Source organism: Pantoea sp. BAV 3049 (assembly GCF_009765445.1).
In the GTDB taxonomy this organism is placed as follows: Bacteria; Pseudomonadota; Gammaproteobacteria; order Enterobacterales; family Enterobacteriaceae; genus Erwinia.
Window position 1 is genome coordinate 1,149,088 of sequence record NZ_WHOY01000031.1, and the last position, 18,611, is coordinate 1,167,698.

Sequence of the window (18,611 nt, forward strand, 5' to 3'; positions counted from 1 at the left end):
AAAGAGAGTGAATTGCCCCTCCCTTTCGAAAGCAGAACGATTCTAAAATAAAATAATTGCGCCCCCCAGCCATTTACCTGTTAATTCCAGAATTATATTTATATACGAAGAATAAACTTCCCGCTTTCAACCAAAAAGTAACACGGGCTAAAAAGTAAAATGTGAAGACAATCCCAAATAATTAATTCCTGCATTTCATGTGATTAAAAAAATGCAATAATAACAAAGAAAATATATACCTGATTGATTGTAAACAAAAAAACACCAAGGAAGATATTGGTTTTTTTCATCTGAACGATTCCCTCTCTACCTGAATGGAGTTCTTCTCATGGTATTAAAAAAAGGATTAACCCTGATAATCATCGGGTTGCTGAGCACCGGATTAACCGGGTGCGATAATAATGGTTCTCATGATACGCCAACCAAACAAGCCGAACTGGAAAGCCGCACCCTGCCGTTAATTACCGTCGATAATCTTAAGTTTAAGGACATGAATAACAATGGCACGCTGGAGCCTTTTGAGGACTGGCGGCTGGACAGTGCAAAACGCGCTCGCGATCTTGTTTCGCGGATGACTGTTGACGAAAAAGCCGGAGCGATGATGCACGGCACAATCACCCTTGATACGGCAGGTCGCGTGGATATGAGTGCCGCTGAAGCAGATATCGATCGCAAATTCGTTAATACATTTATCACCCGTATGGCAGGCAACCCAGAGTATATCTCTGCCGACAATAACGCACTGCAAGCGCTGGCGGAGCACAGCCGACTGGGGATCCCGGTCACCATCAGTACCGATCCGCGTAACCATTTTGTCAACGATCCGAACGCGACCAGTGTGGCGGCAGGCAGTTTCTCGCAGTGGCCAGAGACGCTGGGTCTGGCAGCGATCGGCGATGCCAGCCTGGTGAAAACCTTTGGCGATATTGCCCGCCAGGAATACCGGGCAGTGGGTATACACATGGCCCTGTCACCGCAGGCCGATCTGGCGACCGAGCCTCGCTGGGGCAGGATTAATGGTACCTTCGGCGAAGATAACCAACTGGCCAAAAAACTGGTGCAGGCTTACATCGAAGGGTTCCAGGATGGCGACCGGGGCCTGCTCCCGACCAGCGTCATTACCGTGGTAAAACACTTTGCCGGTGGCGGGCCACAGCTTGACGGACTGGATCCTCATAATATTTATGGCAAGGAGCAGGTTTATCCCGGCGAGAATCTGGAATATCACCTGGTGCCTTTTGAAGGAGCCTTTGCCGCCAGAGTGGCTTCGGTGATGCCGTACTACGGTCAGCCTGTCGGCTTATGGTACAAAGATCAGCTGATTGAAAAAGTAGGATTCGGCTTTAATCAGCAGGTATTGACCGGGATGCTGCGGGAGCGTTTCGGTTTTACCGGCGTGATCCTCAGCGACTGGGGCATTCTGGAAAGCTGTGAAGGAAAATGCAGTACCGGTATCAGTGATGCAGACATCGCAGCTGGCGTTTCCCCGTGGACTGCAGGGACAGGAATGTCATGGGGAGTTGAAAACCTTAGCCGCCAGCAGCGCGTAGTGAAAGCGGTCGAAGCCGGTATCGATCAGTTCGGCGGCACCACTGACGCCAGCGATTTGATTGCCGCGATCAACCAGCAGCAGTTGCCGATCGCCACGATTGATGCCTCAGTCACCCGAATCATGCAGCAGAAGTTTGAACTGGGTCTGTTTGAAAAACCTTATGTGGATGAGAGCCAGGCGGCAACAATCGTCGGCAACAGTAAATTCCAGCAACAGGCCGATGATGCTCAGCGCCGTTCACAGATCCTGCTGCAGAATAACAACTCGGTATTGCCACTGTCAGTGAGCGGCAAAAAGGTCTTCCTGCACAATGTTAATGCCACCGTGGCTGAAAGTTACGGGCTGGAACTGGTGGCGACGCCGGAAGAGGCGGAGATCGCGATCCTGCGGGTGGATACTCCACATCAGAACGATCCGCACTATCCTTTCGGCTCAGTAAATTTTGGTCAGTTGGGCTTTGATGACGCTGATACCGTGGTACTTGATGCAAAAGCAGGTATCTACAGCGGCAGTGAAGATTATCAGTTGATCAAGCAGGTGAAGGATCTGAACATTCCCACGGTTATTTCGGTGTACCTCGATCGTCCGGCGATCCTGACCAACATTCTTGATAAAACCGATGCATTACTGGCTAATTTCGGCGCTTCCGATCGGGCGGTGCTGGATGTGATCACCGGCAAGAGTAAAGCGCAGGGTAAATTACCGTTTGAGCTGCCCTCCAGCTGGCAGGCGGTGTTGGAGCAAAAAGAAGACGTGGCGCATGATTCTGCCGATCCTTTGTTCTCACTCGGAGCAGGGATTCAGCTCTGAACGGCATTTTAATAAAAGAGGCCGGAGTCCAAAGTTGGCTGGGTCAAAACCGGCCTTTGTGATCGGCGTCAGTTCAGTATGGTCAGGTTAAAACGGCCTCTGAGTTCGGTGTCGGGTCGGCACCGTCGAATCAAAACCGGCATCTGTGATCAGCGTCGGTCAGTTCCCCCTCCGGCGGTACGGCGTGAATACGTCCATGTAGCCTTGATTGCCGCGTCCATGCGGCAAACATCCGACAGAGGGGGAACTGACCGCCACCCGCGAACTTCAGAGTTGTTGGGGAGTAAAATGCCTGCACTAAAGAGACTCTTTCAGACTGCAATACTATTTGGTGCCGACTAAAAACAGCATAGAAAATTGGTCTTACAGTGGATAGCCAGGCAAATATCAGAATCAATGACGGATTTGCGCCAGTTCGTCTTCAGTAAGACCGGTCATCGTCATGACGGTATTGCGATCGAGACCACTCTGCAGCATAGTCCTGGCAACTTCGAGTTTACCCTCGATTATGCCTTCACTTCGGCCTTCTGCTCGTCCCTCCTTGATCCCTTCCGCTCGCCCTTTCTGTTCGAGCTGCTGCGCTATGGTCATCAGTGTGTCTCCATGTTGCGGCACCCGCAGTGCCAGTTCGCGTACAAAGACTTCGAAGTCTGAAGACTCCCCAGTCACTATTAAATAGTGTATCAGCGCCTTTATCTGCGGTGAAGAGAGATAATCAGCCATCAGCAATGTGGCCAGTCGGTCCATCAGGACTGAAATGTCACGCTGGTGAATATGCTTCTGCAGCAATGTCAGTGCTGCCATCCTTCGATGCTGCATAATTTCATCGTCAGGAATAACCGTAACATCTACCAGCGGCAGCGTTCCGCCATAAAGTTTGCCTGCCAGCTCTGGGTCATCAAATTCGTCCAGCCAGCATGTAGACCAAGGATAGGGGCTGCGTTTGCCGGCATAAAACAGCATGGGGATCACCAGTGGCAACTTCTTGTGACCCGCTTCGAGATGGCGCTGCATCGCGGCCACCGCATAGCGTATAAGGCGAAACGCCATATGCTTATCCGGCGAAGACTGATGCTCGATTAAGACATGAACATAGCCATCGCCATCAGTAGTTTTAAGACTGTAAAGAACATCGCTGAAAAACTGGCGAAGATCATCCTCAACAAATGAACCGGACTCTAACTTAAGGGTACTGAGGTCGCATTTTGCGCGCAATTCCGCAGGAAGGTGCAATTCCATAAAATCATGGGCGACTTCAGGATGCGTCAGAAACTGACGAAATGTGGCATCGTGAAGTGTTGTTGTGCTGTTCATATTATTCCCTGGCTGACAGCCTTTAAATTACGTGAATAACCGCAACATTAAGCTTTCTCATTTTAACTAAAATTAAAATTTATGATAAAGATTAATTACAAGCCATTGACCACCATTTAAAACAAATTCACAATACATTTTAACCCCTCGAAGAAACCTTCCAAAGAAAATAATTAACTACCCTGTCTTTTTTCGACAAAAACTGGATACACCTTCGAATAAATGATGAAATACGCCACGTTATTGCATTATTTTACTATCGAGATTCCAGAACAAAATGAAGCATCAAATCATTGAACAGAAAACGATTTATACAGTATTGACGGGAAAGACAAGAGGGATATAGTGGATGGGCACCGAATAAATAAGGTGGCAGTAAATAGCGAGACCCGCCAGTGCTTGGAACCACTGACGAGCCTCTGACCACAATGTTAAGGAGACTAACACCATGGCTGTAAATCAGTTTACTCAAACTCGTCCTGAATTTATACATCTTTCCCCGCTAACCAGCGGAATGGACTTTATCGATCTGGCGGAATATAACGAGCGTCTCGTTTCGGTGCTGATGGAAACGGATATTTCTGCGGAGCGCTTCGCAATTTATGAAAAAATAGCAGGCAGTCTGGAGCATTTACAGTTGGCTTTTGACGAACCTGTTCCTGATTATCGACTTCCGCAGCTCACGGCGGCAGAGGTTACGGATTTTCATAACACTGCGTTCGTCGCAGAGCCTGAAATCATCACCCGATACTGTCGTGCCTTAACTCAGATATTACGTAACCGTGCGGCAGATTCAGATACGCAGGAAGTGCTTACCGAATTGCTGTTCGATCTGGTGAGCTTCTTGGTTGAGGATCTTAAAGCACCCCGCTATATCGAGACGTACAGCGGCTTAGTCCAGGTCAGGTAAAAGATGTCCTTCTGCCACTGAAACGGGGCTGTTTATGTGGCAGAAGGGGTTTTCCATCCCGCTGTAGTGACCCTGCCGCAGAATCGTTTTAAATAATTCCAAATATATTCTTGATGGTTCTGACGTGCACCCATTGTTCAACACACAGTGAGGTATTTAATGTCCGATTGTGACGCAATGACCACGGTCCGCTGTGAACCTAAAGCGGACTTAATTGCATTATTGAAATCTACGATCATCATCAGACCACGGTAAATAAAAACCAGAATAAAATAAACCCACTCTAATCTACAAGGATATAGACAAATAGAGTTCAACCAGGCATTTTAACATGCGGGCGTAGGAACAAGATATAATTGAGGTTAAAACTATCCATAGGCACATATACTTTGAGTCGATTCTGGACAAATCGACTCAAATTAAAAACACATGAACTTCACTTACTAACAGGAAATTTTTCGATTATTTATACCACTCTGCCTTAATTCCAGCAAAGTCCATGAATTTCCATTCCTCCTTCCAGAGTTGCCAGTAAGGGATATCACTAGAAGATGGGGAGTGTGTACAAGGTTCAATTTGGACGATTGAGGGAAGAATTATTGATTCACCGACTAGTAATGCCTCCCCCTGACGGAAGGATGTCATTTTATCGATTAACGAACCGAGCGAGTCTGGAAGTAACTTTTTAACGTAACCTTGATCTGCCGGGTTGGTTAAGCGCATAGCAACAAAGTTGCTGCATTGAGCGATTTTTTTGAGCAGCCTCGGTTGAAAGTTCGCGTATAACAGCTAGAGAGTTGTTGTAATAAAAGTATTCTGCTGAAAACGGCTTAGCATTAAAGATCGTTTGAAGAATGTCGATCACTTCACGAAACTGTGTGTCAAACTCTACTGCTCTGATGTTTATGGTTAACCGCTTCAGGAACTCTTCCAGATCTGCATCGGTAAGTTGTAAGTCCTGATGATGGTGGTAGGTGACTTTTTCTTTGGTGTAGGTTAGGAAATGCGTCTTTAGGAAATCAATGTCTATCTCTTCATCTAACTTTTCTTGACCAGATGCATAGTGTCCGTAAATTGAGTAAAAGATTTTTGGCTTCGTACCTGCCAGCGTTTCCTTGAAATGTGATAGCATATGCTTAATCGCATCTTTTATAACAGAGTGGTTATATTCGGTCTTGGCGTAATATTTGCATTGTGTGGCGGTGACTTCAGAAGCGGTTCGAATATCAATGTCCTCAGTGCATTCGATTTCAACAGATTCGTCTAAGGATGTTAGATTCAAGATGCTGAGAATAGTCAGATCGAATTGGTAAAAATAACCTCGTATTGTGTCAACTGCACTTCTTTCGGCCATAGCATATCCAATAGTTATCGTTGATATTTTCTTTGAAATTACTAATTTCCACATTTAACATGCATGCTGCAAGCAGATGCATAGTCAAAATGCTGGTCATCGAGAATGTTAAAGGAAATCAGAAAATAGCAATCTTAAATAAGCATCCTCGCGGGAATCCTCGAAATCATACATCTTAATAAGCTATAAAATGCTATTCATAGTCATAAAATGAGAACCAGTTAACATAAGTTTCATTGGTTTACTCATTACGCAGTATACGTGTTATCAACGTCCGCTTCTGGCACAAAGCCGATGAACTGCGCTTGTACAACAACTTGTGTGATGGTAAATACAAAGTTGGATGGCTCAGCCCTGGCATCATCCCAACCATACAAAACTCTTTTGCCAAAACGCCACCGTATGGTTCATCGGTCCATTTTATCTGGAAGACCATTTTATGAATTTGTCTCCAGCACCTGAAACTCCCCCACCGGTTTCTGAGCATTTAGTAAGAAAAAGCCAAAATCTAAAGCATCACCTCATCACAGCAACACCATAGCTTCTGACAGGAGGGGTTATCCGGATAAGCGGACTGTGTCGCGCATGGACGCGCGACTCAAGCCATCAGGGATGATTTCACGGCGTGTCCGTGTTCCGGATACCCCCTCCAGCGAACTCATGAACCTGAAGCGACCTCCCCAACTTACCGCGAATCCAAATTATCCCAATCCAACTAAGCCAGCAGCGACACTCCCTTGTAAACAGCAATTATGAGCCGTCACCAAACCGAAGCACCATCCCATCACTCGACCTCCAAACTCAACACAAAAAAAACGGGCTCCAGACTCTGACCCGCCACAAGGATCGCTCCCTATAACAGTTCAAAGTCCGGAGCCCGCTTTATGCGAGCCTGTCAGCTATCAGGCGTAGCCGTAGTTCATCAGGCGCTGGTAACGACGATCCAGCAGCTCTTCTTTACTCAGTACGTCCAGATCCGCCAGATCCGCCAGCAGCTGCTCCTTCAGTGATGCGCCAATCGCTACCGGGTTGCGGTGTGCACCACCCAGCGGCTCAGGGATCACCGTGTCGATCAGCTTCAGCTCTTTCAGACGCGGAGCAATGATGCCCATCGCTTCTGCCGCCAGCGGCGCTTTATCAGCGCTTTTCCACAGGATCGACGCACAGCCTTCCGGTGAGATCACCGAGTAGGTGCTGTACTGCAGCATGTTCACCTTATCGCCAACGCCGATAGCCAGTGCACCACCGGAACCGCCTTCACCGATTACGGTACAGATCACTGGTACTTTCAGGCAGGACATCTCACGCAGGTTGCGTGCGATAGCCTCAGATTGTCCACGCTCTTCCGCACCCACACCAGGGTAAGCGCCTGGGGTGTCGATAAAGGTAATGATCGGCATATTGAAACGCTCGGCCATCTCCATCAGGCGCAGCGCTTTGCGGTACCCCTCTGGTGCCGGCATCCCAAAGTTGCGACGAATTTTCTCTTTGGTTTCGCGGCCTTTCTGATGACCAATGATCATCACCGGGCGACCGTCCAGACGAGCAATACCGCCCACAATGGCTTTATCGTCCGCATAGGCGCGATCGCCAGCCAGCTCGTCAAAATCGGTAAATACGTTGCGGACATAGTCCAGCGTGTAAGGACGCAATGGATGACGCGCCAGCTGGGCAATCTGCCATGCACCCAAATCGGAGAAGATCTTACGGGTCAGCTCAACGCTTTTTTCGCGCAGACGCTGCACTTCTTCATCCAGATTAATATCCAGTTTTTCATCCTGACGGCCAACCGACTTGAGCGAATCAATTTTCGCTTCAAGCTCTGCGATTGGCTGTTCGAAATCCAGGTAATTAAGACTCATAATATTCCTGTTTTAGTCAAACTCCAGTTCCACCTGCTCCGACCCTATCAGCGACCGCAGTTCGTTTAATAAACGATCGCAGGGCGACACGCGCCACGCTGCGCCAAAGCGCAGCTTCACTCGCGCATCCTCTCTCTGGTAGTAGAGATGTACCGGAATGGTCCCCGAACGGTGGGGTTCCAGTGACTGACGGAGACGGTTCAAAAGCTGGTCATCAATTTGCCTGTCCGTCAGCGAGATAGCAAGCCCACGTGCATATTTTTCACGGGCTTCATCAATGTCCATCACATCGCGGGCGGTCATTTTAAGCCCCCCGCTGAAGTCATCGAAGCTGACCTGTCCGCTGACGATCAGGATACGGTCTTTTTCCAGCAAATGCTGGAACTTGTCTAAAGCATCTGTAAATAACATCACTTCCAGTCGACCGGATCGATCGTCCAGGGTACAGATGCCAATCCGGTTACCGCGTTTTGTTACCATCACGCGGGCCGCCACCACCAGACCAACCGCCATGGTGACTTCACCACGTCTGGTCGGGTGCATGTCTTTCAGGCGCATTCCCCCAACGTAGCGCTCGATCTCTTTCAGATACTGATTGATCGGGTGCCCGGTTAAGTAAAGCCCTAATGTTTCTCTTTCGCCATCCAACTGAACCTGTTCCGGCCAGCGGGTCACGTCAGCATAAGATTGTTCAATCTGCTCCGGCTCATCCGCCAGCACGCCAAACATATCTGCCTGGCCAATCGCCTCTGCTTTGGCATGCTGATCGGCAGCCTTCAGCGCATCGCTCAGCGCACTCATCAGGGCTGCACGGTGCGGACCAAGACGGTCAAACGCACCGGACATGATCAGCTTCTCCAGCACGCGACGATTCAGCTTTTTAGTATCGGTGCGCGCGCAGAGGTCGAACAGCTCGCGGAAATAGCCGCCCTGATTACGGGCTTCCAGAATCGCCTCAATCGGGCCTTCACCCACACCTTTGATTGCGCCAATACCGTAGACGATTTCGCCATCGCCATTGACATGGAACGGGTACAGGCCAGAGTTGATATCCGGCGGCAGCACCTTCAGGCCCATGCGCCAGCACTCGTCCACCAGCCCAACCACTTTCTCGGTGTTGTCCATATCGGCGGTCATTACCGCTGCCATAAACTCGGCAGGATAGTGCGCTTTCAGCCACAACGTCTGGTAAGAGACCAGCGCATACGCAGCGGAGTGAGATTTGTTGAAGCCATAACCGGCGAATTTCTCCACCAGGTCAAAGATCTTAATCGCCAGCTCGCCGTCCACCCCACGCGCTTTCGCACCATCCTCAAAACCACCGCGCTGCTTCGCCATCTCGACCGGGTTCTTTTTACCCATCGCACGACGCAACATATCCGCGCCGCCCAGGCTGTAGCCTGCCAGCACCTGAGCAATCTGCATCACCTGTTCCTGATACAGGATGATGCCGTAGGTTGGCTCCAGTACCGGCTTCAGCGACTCGTGCTGCCACTGGATATCCGGATAGGAAATCTCTTCGCGGCCATGCTTACGGTCAATAAAGTTATCGACCATGCCAGACTGCAACGGACCCGGGCGGAACAGGGCCACCAGAGCGATCATATCTTCGAAGCAGTCAGGCTTCAGACGTTTAATCAGATCTTTCATGCCGCGCGATTCAAGCTGGAAGACCGCGGTGGTTTCCGAGCGCTGCAGCATATCGAAACTTTTCTTGTCATCAAGCGGGATTGCCGCGATATCCAGCGGCGGCTCGCCCTGTTTCTCGCGACGGGCGTTGATCATCTCCAGCGCCCAGTCGATGATGGTCAGCGTGCGCAGCCCGAGGAAGTCGAACTTCACCAGGCCAGCATATTCCACGTCATTCTTGTCGAACTGGGTGACCGGGTGATTACCGTTTTCATCACAGTAGAGCGGCGCAAAGTCAGTGATCTGCGTGGGGGCGATGACCACCCCCCCGGCGTGTTTACCGGCGTTACGTGTGACCCCTTCCAGCTTGCGCGCCATGTCGATCAGCGCTTTAACTTCTTCATCTGCTTCATAAATTTCTGGCAGCTGCGGTTCGGCTGCAAAGGCTTTCTCCAGCGTCATGCCCGGGTCTGGCGGCACCAGCTTGGAGATACGATCGACGAATCCGTACGGATGCCCCAGCACGCGCCCCACATCGCGGATTACCGCTTTGGCTGCCATGGTACCGAAGGTAATAATCTGGGATACCGCTTTGCGGCCATACATCTCGGCCACGTGCTCAATCACCAGGTCACGTTTTTCCATGCAGAAGTCGACGTCGAAGTCGGGCATCGAAACACGTTCCGGGTTGAGGAAACGTTCGAACAGCAGGTCAAATTCCAGCGGGTCGAGGTCGGTGATTTTCAGCGCATAGGCCACCAGCGAACCGGCACCGGAACCACGTCCCGGCCCTACCGGCACGTCGTTATCCTTCGACCACTGGATAAACTCCATAACGATCAGGAAGTAGCCGGGGAAACCCATCTGGTTAATAACGTTCAGCTCGATTTCAAGGCGTTCGTCATATTCCGGCCTTTTCTGCGCCCGCACTTCCGCATCCGGGTACAGGAATTCCAGACGCTCTTCCAGGCCCTCGCGGGATTTCGCCACCAGGAAGTCTTCGGTGGTCATGTCACCGGTCGGGAACTGCGGCAGGAAGTATTCACCCAGGCGGATGGTGACGTTACAACGCCTGGCAATTTCTACGCTGTTTTCCAGCGCTTCAGGGATGTCTGAGAACAGCTCACACATCTCCTCTTCGGTACGCAGATATTGCTGAGGGCTGTACAGGCGCGGACGTTTGGGATCGTCAAGAGTGAAGCCATCGTGAATGGCAACGCGGATTTCATGCGCGTCAAAGTCCCCTTCCTCAAGGAAGCAGACTTCATTAGTGGCCACGACCGGGATACCTTCGGCAATCGCCAGCTCAACCGCAGCATGCAGCCAGGTTTCTTCATCCGGCCGGCCGGTGCGGGTCAGCTCAAGATAGTAACGATCCGGGAAGTGCTGCTGGTAGAACGCCAGGCATTCGGCAACCAGTACAGCATTACCGCGCAGCTGCATCTTGCCCACGTCACCACGGCGTCCCCCGGAGAGCAGGATTAATCCCTCTTTCAGATCAACCAGCCAGTCACGATCAATGATCGGTCCCGCTGCGCCATAGCCTCGCTGGTAGGCTCTTGAAATCAGCAGCGTCAGGTTCTGGTAGCCGGTATTGTTGGCAGCCAGCACCGTCAGCTGGGACAGTTCATCGCCCATCGCCTCGCTGGCGACGTTGAAATCAGCGCCGATGATCGGCTTGATGCCCTGCCCGTGCGCGGTGCCGTAAAACTTTACCAGGCCGCACAGGTTGGTGAAGTCGGTGATACCAATAGCGGGCATGCCGAGCGCCGCCGCTTTTTTCACCAGCGGTGCAGTTTTAGCCAGTCCATCCACCATGGAGTAGTCACTGTGTACACGCAAATGAATAAAACGAGGTTCGGCCATAGTTGATCCCGCTTAAGGCTGAGAAATGAAAATTACAGCGTGGTCGTGGCAACAGCCGCGACTTCAGCGTCCAGCAGCGCATTACGCACTGGCGCAAAACTCCGGCGATGGTATGGCGTCACACCATGCAGCGCCAGCCTCTCCATATGGAGCGCCGTCGGGTAACCTTTGTGCTGTGCAAAACCGTACTGCGGGAACAGCAGGTCCAGCTCGGCCATCTCACGGTCACGGGTGACTTTGGCGATGATGGAAGCGGCACTGATCTCAGCAACCAGGCTGTCGCCCTTCACCACGGCCTGCGACGGCATTGGCAGTGCCGGGCAGCGGTTGCCGTCTATCAGCACCATATCAGGCGTGATGGACAAACCGGCTACCGCACGCTGCATTGCCAGCATGGTGGCGTGCAGGATATTGAGCTGGTCGATCTCTTCCGGTTCGGCGCGGCCCAGGCTCCAGCTTAACGCTTTTTCTTTGATCTCTTCAAACAGCGCAATACGCCGTTTTTCAGATAGTTTTTTCGAATCCGCCAGCCCGATAATTGGCCTGGCCGGATCGAGGATCACCGCTGCCGTCACGACCGCGCCGACCAGCGGGCCACGGCCCACTTCGTCCACTCCGGCAATACAGGTGGCGACAGGATAGATAAAATTGCTCATGAACACAGCTCCAGTACGGCCGCTGCGGCCTGCTCATCGGCATTCCAGCGGATCTGGTGATGCAGCTCCGCAAAGGTGGCCAGCAGCCGGTCACGGGGTTCGCCTTCCGCCAGCAGCGGCTCCAGCGCAGCAGCCAGCAGCTCAGGCCGGCACTCATCCTGCAGCAGCTCTTTCACCAGCTCGCGGCCCGCCAGCAGATTAGGCAGTGAAACGTAGTCGGTTTTTACCAGACGCTTCGCCAGCCAGAAAGTGGTGGGCTTCATGCGGTAGCCAACCACCATCGGGCATTTGGCCAGCATACACTCCAGCGCGGCCGTGCCAGAGGCCAGCAATGCGGCATCGCTGGCGATCATAGCCTGGCGCCCTTTGCCATCCAGCAGATGCATCGGCAGATCGGGAGCCACTTCCGCTTTGATTTTCTCAAACTGCTCACGGCGGCGCGGATTGACCAGCGGGACGACGATTTCCAGATCGGGCCACTTCTTGCGCAGCAGCGCGGCGGTTTTCAGGAAGTCACCGCTGAGCATTTCCACTTCCGCGCCGCGGCTGCCCGGCAACAGAGCCAGGCAGGGTGTCCCCTCAGCAATACCCAGCTCCAGACGCGCGGCGCGCTTGTCCGGCTCAATCGGCATGGCATCAGCCATGGTATGGCCAATAAAGCGGCAGGGAACGTTAAAACGATCGTAGAAGGCTTTTTCAAATGGCAGGAATGCCAGCACCAGATCGGTGGAGCGGCCAATTTTGAATACGCGCTTCTGACGCCACGCCCAGACTGACGGACTGACGTAATGTATAGTGCGGATACCGCGCTGCTTGAGACGCCCCTCAAGGGTGATATTGAAATCTGGCGCATCAATGCCGACAAAGACGTCGGGTTGCAGCTCGGTGAATCGTTGCGTAAGTTCGCGACGGATTTTCAGCAGGCGACGCAGGCGACCCAGCACTTCCACCACCCCCATCACCGCCAGCTCTTCCATCTCATACCAGGCTTCACAGCCTTCGGCCTGCATCAGCGGCCCGGCGACACCGACAAATCGGGTATCAGGGTGCTTTTCCTTCAGCGCACGGATAAGACCGGCACCAAGAATATCGCCGGAGGTTTCTCCGGCGACCAGGGCAATCGTTAAAGGATGCTGTGGCATAAGTTAACGAATCAGACCTCTCGTGGAGCGGGCGAAGAAATCATAGAACGGCTGCACTTCAGGATGCTCACGGGCGATGTCGGCAATCTCCGGCTTCGCTTCATCGAGCGTTTTACCGCTGCGGTACAGGATCTTGTAGGCATTACGGATTGCATGTAGTGCTTCTTTGCTGAAGCCACGACGCTGCAGGCCGACAAGGTTGATACCGAATGGCGTGGCATGGTTACCCTGGGCAATCACGTACGGCGGCACGTCCTGAGCAACGCCTGAACAGCCGCCGACCATAACGTGCGCACCGATAGTGCAGAACTGATGAACTGCGGTCATCCCACCAATAATGGCATAGTCATCCACGGTCACATGGCCCGCGAGAGTGGCGTTGTTGGCGAGGATACAGCGATCGCCAATCACGCAGTCGTGAGCAACGTGCGCATTGACCATCAGCAGATTGTCGCTGCCGACTTTGGTCACCCCTTCCGCCTGCGCGGTACCGCGGTGAATGGTGACGCTCTCACGGATGCTGTTACGATCGCCCACTTCAACACGGGTCGGCTCACCAGCGTACTTCAGATCCTGGTTCGCTTCACCAATAGTGGCGAACTGGTAAATGGTGTTGTCTTTGCCAATACGGGTGTGCCCATTGAGCACCACGTGAGATTTCAGGACGGTGCCCTCACCAATCTCAACGTTAGCGCCAATGAAACAGAAAGGACCAATATGGACGCGAGCGCCAATGATGGCGCCCTCTTCAATAACGGAACTTGAATGGATAACAGCAGTTGCATCAATCACGAATTATGCCTCCCGACTGCGGGCACACATCATCGTTGCTTCGCAGACAATTTTACCGTCAACAGTCGCCACGCCTTTGAAGCGGGTCAGACCACGGCGGGTTTTCTCGAAGGTGACTTCCATGATCATCTGGTCGCCAGGCACTACCGGGCGCTTGAAGCGCGCTTCGTCAATCCCGGCGAAGTAGTACAGCTCGCCCGGCTCAAGTTTGCCAACGCTTTTAAACGCCAGAATACCGGTAGCCTGCGCCATAGCTTCTAAAATCAGCACGCCTGGGAAAATCGGTTTACCAGGGAAATGGCCCTGGAAAAACGGTTCGTTGACCGACACGTTCTTCACTGCGCGCAGGAATTTGTGCTCTTCAAATTCGAGTACGCGATCGACCAGCAGAAACGGATAGCGGTGCGGCAGCAGTTCAATAATCTCTTCAATCTTCAGAGTATGAGTTTCAGTAGTCAAAATACTCTTCCTGTCCTAAAAATTCTGATGGCATCAATAACACGGCCTGCGAAGATCGAAAGACTCTCGCAGGCCGCAAATCAGTTTCTGTGCGCAAGCTTTCCATGCTTAGCATTGTATTTTTGAAAGCAGGTCATCGTGCTGGCAACAAACGCTCAGTCAGTCTTTACCGACCTTGCGCTCGATGGTTTTTAAGCGCTTGCTTATCTCATCGATGTTCATTACCAACGCGGCTGTTTTGCGCCAGGTTTTGTTGGGTTGCAGCGGAATCCCGGAAGAGTATACCCCAGGTTCGGTAATTGGTCGCATGACCATTCCCATTCCGGTGACCGTAACTTTGTCACAAATTTCCATGTGACCATTAATTACGCTTGCACCGCCAATCATGCAGTAGCGGCCAATTTTCAGGCTACCCGCCATAATGACGCCGCCCGCAACTGCGGTATTGTCGCCAATCACAACGTTATGTGCAATCTGGCACTGGTTGTCAATGATAACACCATTCCCGATCTGAGTGTTATCCAACGCTCCGCGATCGATAGTGGTACAGGCACCGATTTCCACGCGATCGCCGATCACCACCGTGCCCAGCTGCGGGATTTTCACCCAGTTGCCGCGATCGTTAGCGTAACCAAAGCCATCCGCACCGATAACCGTACCGGACTGGATCAGGCAGTGCTCACCGATTTGAATTTCATGGTAAACCGACACGTTGGCCCACAAGCGTGTGCCCGCGCCGATACGGGTGTTCTTGCCGACAAAACAGCCAGCGCCAATCACCACGTTATCGCCCAGCTCAACGCCGGATTCGATCACCGCATTCGCCCCGACAGAGACGTTCTGGCCCAGTTTCGCGCTGGCATCAATGACCGCACCTGGTGCGATATCTTTGGCAGGCTGCGGGGTACTGTCGAGGATCTGCGCCATACGCGCATAGGTAAGATAAGGGTTTTTTACAACCAGAGCTGCGCCCTGGAAGCACTCCAGATCCGCTTCCGTCAGCACCACGGCTGAAGCCTGACAGGCTGCGAGCTGCTCGCGGTAACGGCTGTTAGAGAGAAAAGTGATTTGTCCTGCCTGGGCGGATTGCATAGAAGCAATGCCGGAGATGACGAGCTCGCCATCTCCGTGCAAATCTGCATCCAACTGCTGGGCTAAATCAGCCAGTCGAATTGAAGACATCGATTATTTAACCTGTTTCAGAACATCAGCAGTGATGTCTTTGGATTTACCGGCATAAGCCACAGCGTTAGCATCGATAACGACGTCATAACCTTCGTTGTCAGCCACTTTCTGAACGGCATCCTGGATACGGCTCAGGATTTTGTTACGTTCTTCAGCCTGACGACGGCGGTTATCCTGCTCAAAAGCCTGAGCTTTGGTCTGGAAAGTTTCACGCTGAGCCATCAGGTCTTTTTCCATGCGGCTGCGTTCGCTGGCCTTCATGGTTGAACCGTCACGCTGCAGCTTCTGCATTTTGGTCTGCAGATCGCGTTCCATACCCTGCAATTCTGTCGCACGGCTTTTGAACTCGTTTTCAAGCTGTTTCGCAACTGTCGCACGCGCCGGTAACTGTTGGAAAATGCTGGAAACGTTCACCACTGCAATCTTGTCTGCAGCCTGAGCACCAGCGGAAACCGCCAGAGCGATAGAGAGGCCTGCGGCACACAACAACTTTTTCACTATAAACTCCTTACCATCAACGTTTGTGTCTTCGACACAGGTGTTGCGCGTTAAGGCAACCCCGAGGTTGCCAGTGAACGGCGCGATACTTGCGATAATCACCGCAAGTGGTGGGAAAAGAGGTAACCTCCATTCCCTCAGCTTCCTTGCTGAACCGGCTTACCAGGTTTTACCAATGTTAAACTGGAACTGCTCGGCCTTATCTCCGTCATACTTTTTAAACGGCTGGGCGTAAGAGAACACCAGTGGACCCAGTGGAGACATCCACTGCAGCGCCAGACCAGCCGACATACGGATGTTGCCCGGTTCGCTGTAGTCCGGGATGCCCGCAGCACGAGTATCAGCGGTGTTTTCCCACTTGGTATCCCACACGGTACCCGCATCAACGAACAGCGAGGTACGAACCGAGTTAGCATACTTCTCACTCAGGAACGGCGTTGGGGTGATCAGTTCAGCGCTGGCTGTTGCCATGGCATTACCACCCACTGCATCACTGGAATCACAGTACACGCCAGTTGAACAGGTGCTCGAAGCGTTATTATAGTAGGCCGCTTTTGGACCGATGGTATTTGAGCGGAAACCACGCACGGTGCTTGAACCACCGGCATAGAAGTTCTCGTAGAACGGCATCTCTTTCCCGTTCAGACCATCACCGTAGCCGACCTTACCGCGACCTAACAGCACCCAGGTACGATCCTGGTTCAGCGGCAGATACTGCTGCGTATCCAGAGTCGCTTTGTAGAAGGCGTTGTCCGAACCAGGAATGGTCACTTTACCATTCAGGTTGGTGCGGTTGCCCGAGGTTGGGAAGAAACCACGGTCAAGGTTGTTATACGTCCAGCCGTAGTTGAACGTGAAGTCATCAGCAGAGTACTCTGCGCGACCGGACAGATCCGGGTTCTGGCCCACGGAACGCAGATAGCGGAACATCGCAATCTGCGGCTGCATGTTGGACAGGTCGTTATGGACATAGCCCAGACCCACACGCAGGGTGTTGTTCTCGTTAACCGGGAAGCCCAGCGTACCGTCTGTACCGTAACTCTTGTTGGTATAGTCAGACAGGTCAGCGTCGTCCGCTTTAAAGTCGTTATAGAAGATACGACCACCCAGGCTGACACCGTCGACCGTAAAGTACGGGTCGGTCAGTGAGAATTCAGCATAGGTCTGATAATCGTTTTTGGTGCCGCTGATGCCAACAGTGTTACCGGTACCCAGCCAGTTGTCCTGGGTTACGCCAACCTGGAAGCTGACGCCACTCTCGGTGCCATAACCGACGCCGAAGTTGAATGTCCCGGTGTTACGCTCTTTCACCTTGTACACCACGTCCACCTGATCCGGAGAACCTGGTACGCGCTGCGTATCGGTATCCACCGTTTCGAAGTAGCCGGTACGGTTCAGACGCTCTTTACCCTGCTCAACCAGATCGCTGCCCAGCCATGCGCCTTCCATCTGGCGCATTTCGCGGCGCAGAACGGAGTCTTTCGAGGTGTCGTTGCCTTCGAAGCGCACTTTACGCACGTAGTAACGGTTGCCCGCATCCACGCTGACGTGCAGTTTCACGGTCTTGTCCGCGTCGTTAATTTCAGGCTGAGTCATCACGCGAGGATAGGCGTAGCCATAACGGCCAAACATCTTCTTGATGTCGTCTTCCATTTTGGTGACTTTCGCGCCGTTATACAGCTCGCCCGGTTTGATTTTGGTCAGCGCTTCCACTTCCGCGGAGTGACCGGCCATGCTGCCGTTCACCACCACACCGGAGAGCTTGTACTGATCGCCTTCGGTGATGTTGATGGTGATGTAGATGCCCTTCTTGTCCGGCGTCAGGCTGACCTGCGTGGAGTCGATGTTAAAGCGGGCATAACCACGATCGAGGTAGAAGCTGCGCAGGGCTTCAAGGTCACCCGCCAGTTTCTGCTTCTGGTATTTGCGGTCGCCAACCACGTTCCACCACGGCACTTCATCACGCAGCTGGAAGCGGGAGATCAGTTCGTCAGAGCTGAAGGCTTTGTTACCCACCACATTTATCTGCTGGATCTTGGCGGAAACACCTTCGGTGAACACCAGTTTCAGGTCAACGCGGTTACGCGGCAGTGGGGTTACCACCGCTTTCACGCTGGCGCTGTATTTACCGACGCTGTAGTAGAAGTCTTCAAGCCCCTTCTCAATCGAAGAGATGGTCGTACGATCGAGGGCTTCGCCCACGCGCACGCCAGAGGCTTCCAGGTTCTGCTTCAGCATATCATCTTTCACCGCTTTGTTACCGGAGAAGGTGATGCTGGCAATGGTCGGACGCTCTTTAACCTGAACGATCATGGTGTTGCCGTCGCGCAGAACCTGAACATCCTCGAAGTTCCCGGTTGCAAAAAGCGCGCGGATAGTATTACTGATATCTTCATCGGAGACGGTGTCTCCCACGCGGACAGGCATACTGAGCAATGCCGCCCCGACGGCGACTCGCTGCAGGCCTTCGAAATGAATATCCTTCACTACGAAGCCGTCTGCCGCGTATACGGTGGCGCTGCTAAACAGCAGCGACGCTATGAGCAACTTTTTCATCGCCATCGTTGTTATGCATTCTTCCT

The 18,611-nt window shown here is 52.4% G+C and carries 13 protein-coding genes; 2 read left to right on the plus strand and 11 right to left on the minus strand.

Translation table 11 applies throughout. The annotated features are described in order from the left end of the window. Nucleotides 1-328: 328 nt before the first annotated feature. A complete protein-coding gene (locus GSQ70_RS06175; protein WP_158781732.1) occupies nt 329-2,362 on the plus strand; it encodes a glycoside hydrolase family 3 N-terminal domain-containing protein in 2,034 nt (677 codons plus the stop codon). Between the two features lie 393 nt (nt 2,363-2,755). On the opposite strand, the gene GSQ70_RS06180 is transcribed toward GSQ70_RS06175, so the two are convergent. Beyond that, complete coding sequence (locus tag GSQ70_RS06180) at nt 2,756-3,676, minus strand: Rpn family recombination-promoting nuclease/putative transposase (RefSeq protein WP_158781733.1); 921 nt, start codon at nt 3,674-3,676, stop codon at nt 2,756-2,758. A 448-nt stretch (nt 3,677-4,124) separates the two neighbouring features. Here GSQ70_RS06180 and GSQ70_RS06185 point away from each other — a divergent pair, with 448 nt between their 5' ends. After that, nucleotides 4,125-4,586: a hypothetical protein gene (locus tag GSQ70_RS06185; RefSeq protein WP_158781734.1), complete on the plus strand. Its 462-nt coding sequence runs from the start codon at nt 4,125-4,127 to the stop codon at nt 4,584-4,586. A 685-nt stretch (nt 4,587-5,271) separates the two neighbouring features. Here GSQ70_RS06185 and GSQ70_RS06190 read toward each other — a convergent pair. The 10 genes from GSQ70_RS06190 to bamA all read right to left on the minus strand — a co-directional run bounded on the left by GSQ70_RS06190 (nt 5,272) and on the right by bamA (nt 18,591). Next, entirely contained in the window at nt 5,272-5,994 is a 723-nt protein-coding gene (locus GSQ70_RS06190) for a DUF4297 family anti-phage-associated protein (RefSeq protein WP_199257229.1), read from the minus strand. 848 nt (nt 5,995-6,842) lie between these two features. After that, nucleotides 6,843-7,802, minus strand: a complete 960-nt coding sequence (gene accA / locus GSQ70_RS06195) for an acetyl-CoA carboxylase carboxyl transferase subunit alpha (protein WP_158781735.1) — start codon at nt 7,800-7,802, stop codon at nt 6,843-6,845. Between the two features lie 12 nt (nt 7,803-7,814). After that, nucleotides 7,815-11,297 (minus strand): DNA polymerase III subunit alpha, encoded by a 3,483-nt coding sequence (gene dnaE / locus GSQ70_RS06200; protein WP_158781736.1) that lies wholly within the window; start codon nt 11,295-11,297, stop codon nt 7,815-7,817. A 32-nt stretch (nt 11,298-11,329) separates the two neighbouring features. Beyond that, nucleotides 11,330-11,953: a ribonuclease HII gene (gene rnhB, locus GSQ70_RS06205; RefSeq protein WP_158781737.1), complete on the minus strand. Its 624-nt coding sequence runs from the start codon at nt 11,951-11,953 to the stop codon at nt 11,330-11,332. Continuing rightward, the gene (gene lpxB / locus GSQ70_RS06210) at nt 11,950-13,095 is read right to left on the minus strand and encodes a lipid-A-disaccharide synthase (RefSeq protein ID WP_158781738.1); all 1,146 of its coding nucleotides are present in this window, start codon (nt 13,093-13,095) and stop codon (nt 11,950-11,952) included. Before lpxB ends, rnhB begins: the two co-directional genes overlap by 4 nt. A gap of 3 nt (nt 13,096-13,098) precedes the next feature. Continuing rightward, nucleotides 13,099-13,887, minus strand: a complete 789-nt coding sequence (gene lpxA / locus GSQ70_RS06215) for an acyl-ACP--UDP-N-acetylglucosamine O-acyltransferase (protein ID WP_158781739.1) — start codon at nt 13,885-13,887, stop codon at nt 13,099-13,101. Between the two features lie 3 nt (nt 13,888-13,890). Then, nucleotides 13,891-14,346, minus strand: a complete 456-nt coding sequence (fabZ, locus tag GSQ70_RS06220; protein ID WP_024965665.1) for a 3-hydroxyacyl-ACP dehydratase FabZ — start codon at nt 14,344-14,346, stop codon at nt 13,891-13,893. 159 nt (nt 14,347-14,505) lie between these two features. After that, nucleotides 14,506-15,528 (minus strand): UDP-3-O-(3-hydroxymyristoyl)glucosamine N-acyltransferase, encoded by a 1,023-nt coding sequence (lpxD, locus tag GSQ70_RS06225; RefSeq protein ID WP_158781740.1) that lies wholly within the window; start codon nt 15,526-15,528, stop codon nt 14,506-14,508. 3 nt (nt 15,529-15,531) lie between these two features. Next, nucleotides 15,532-16,029 (minus strand): molecular chaperone Skp, encoded by a 498-nt coding sequence (skp, locus tag GSQ70_RS06230; RefSeq protein ID WP_158781741.1) that lies wholly within the window; start codon nt 16,027-16,029, stop codon nt 15,532-15,534. 159 nt (nt 16,030-16,188) lie between these two features. Beyond that, nucleotides 16,189-18,591 (minus strand): outer membrane protein assembly factor BamA, encoded by a 2,403-nt coding sequence (gene bamA / locus GSQ70_RS06235; protein ID WP_158781742.1) that lies wholly within the window; start codon nt 18,589-18,591, stop codon nt 16,189-16,191. Nucleotides 18,592-18,611 lie beyond the last annotated feature (20 nt).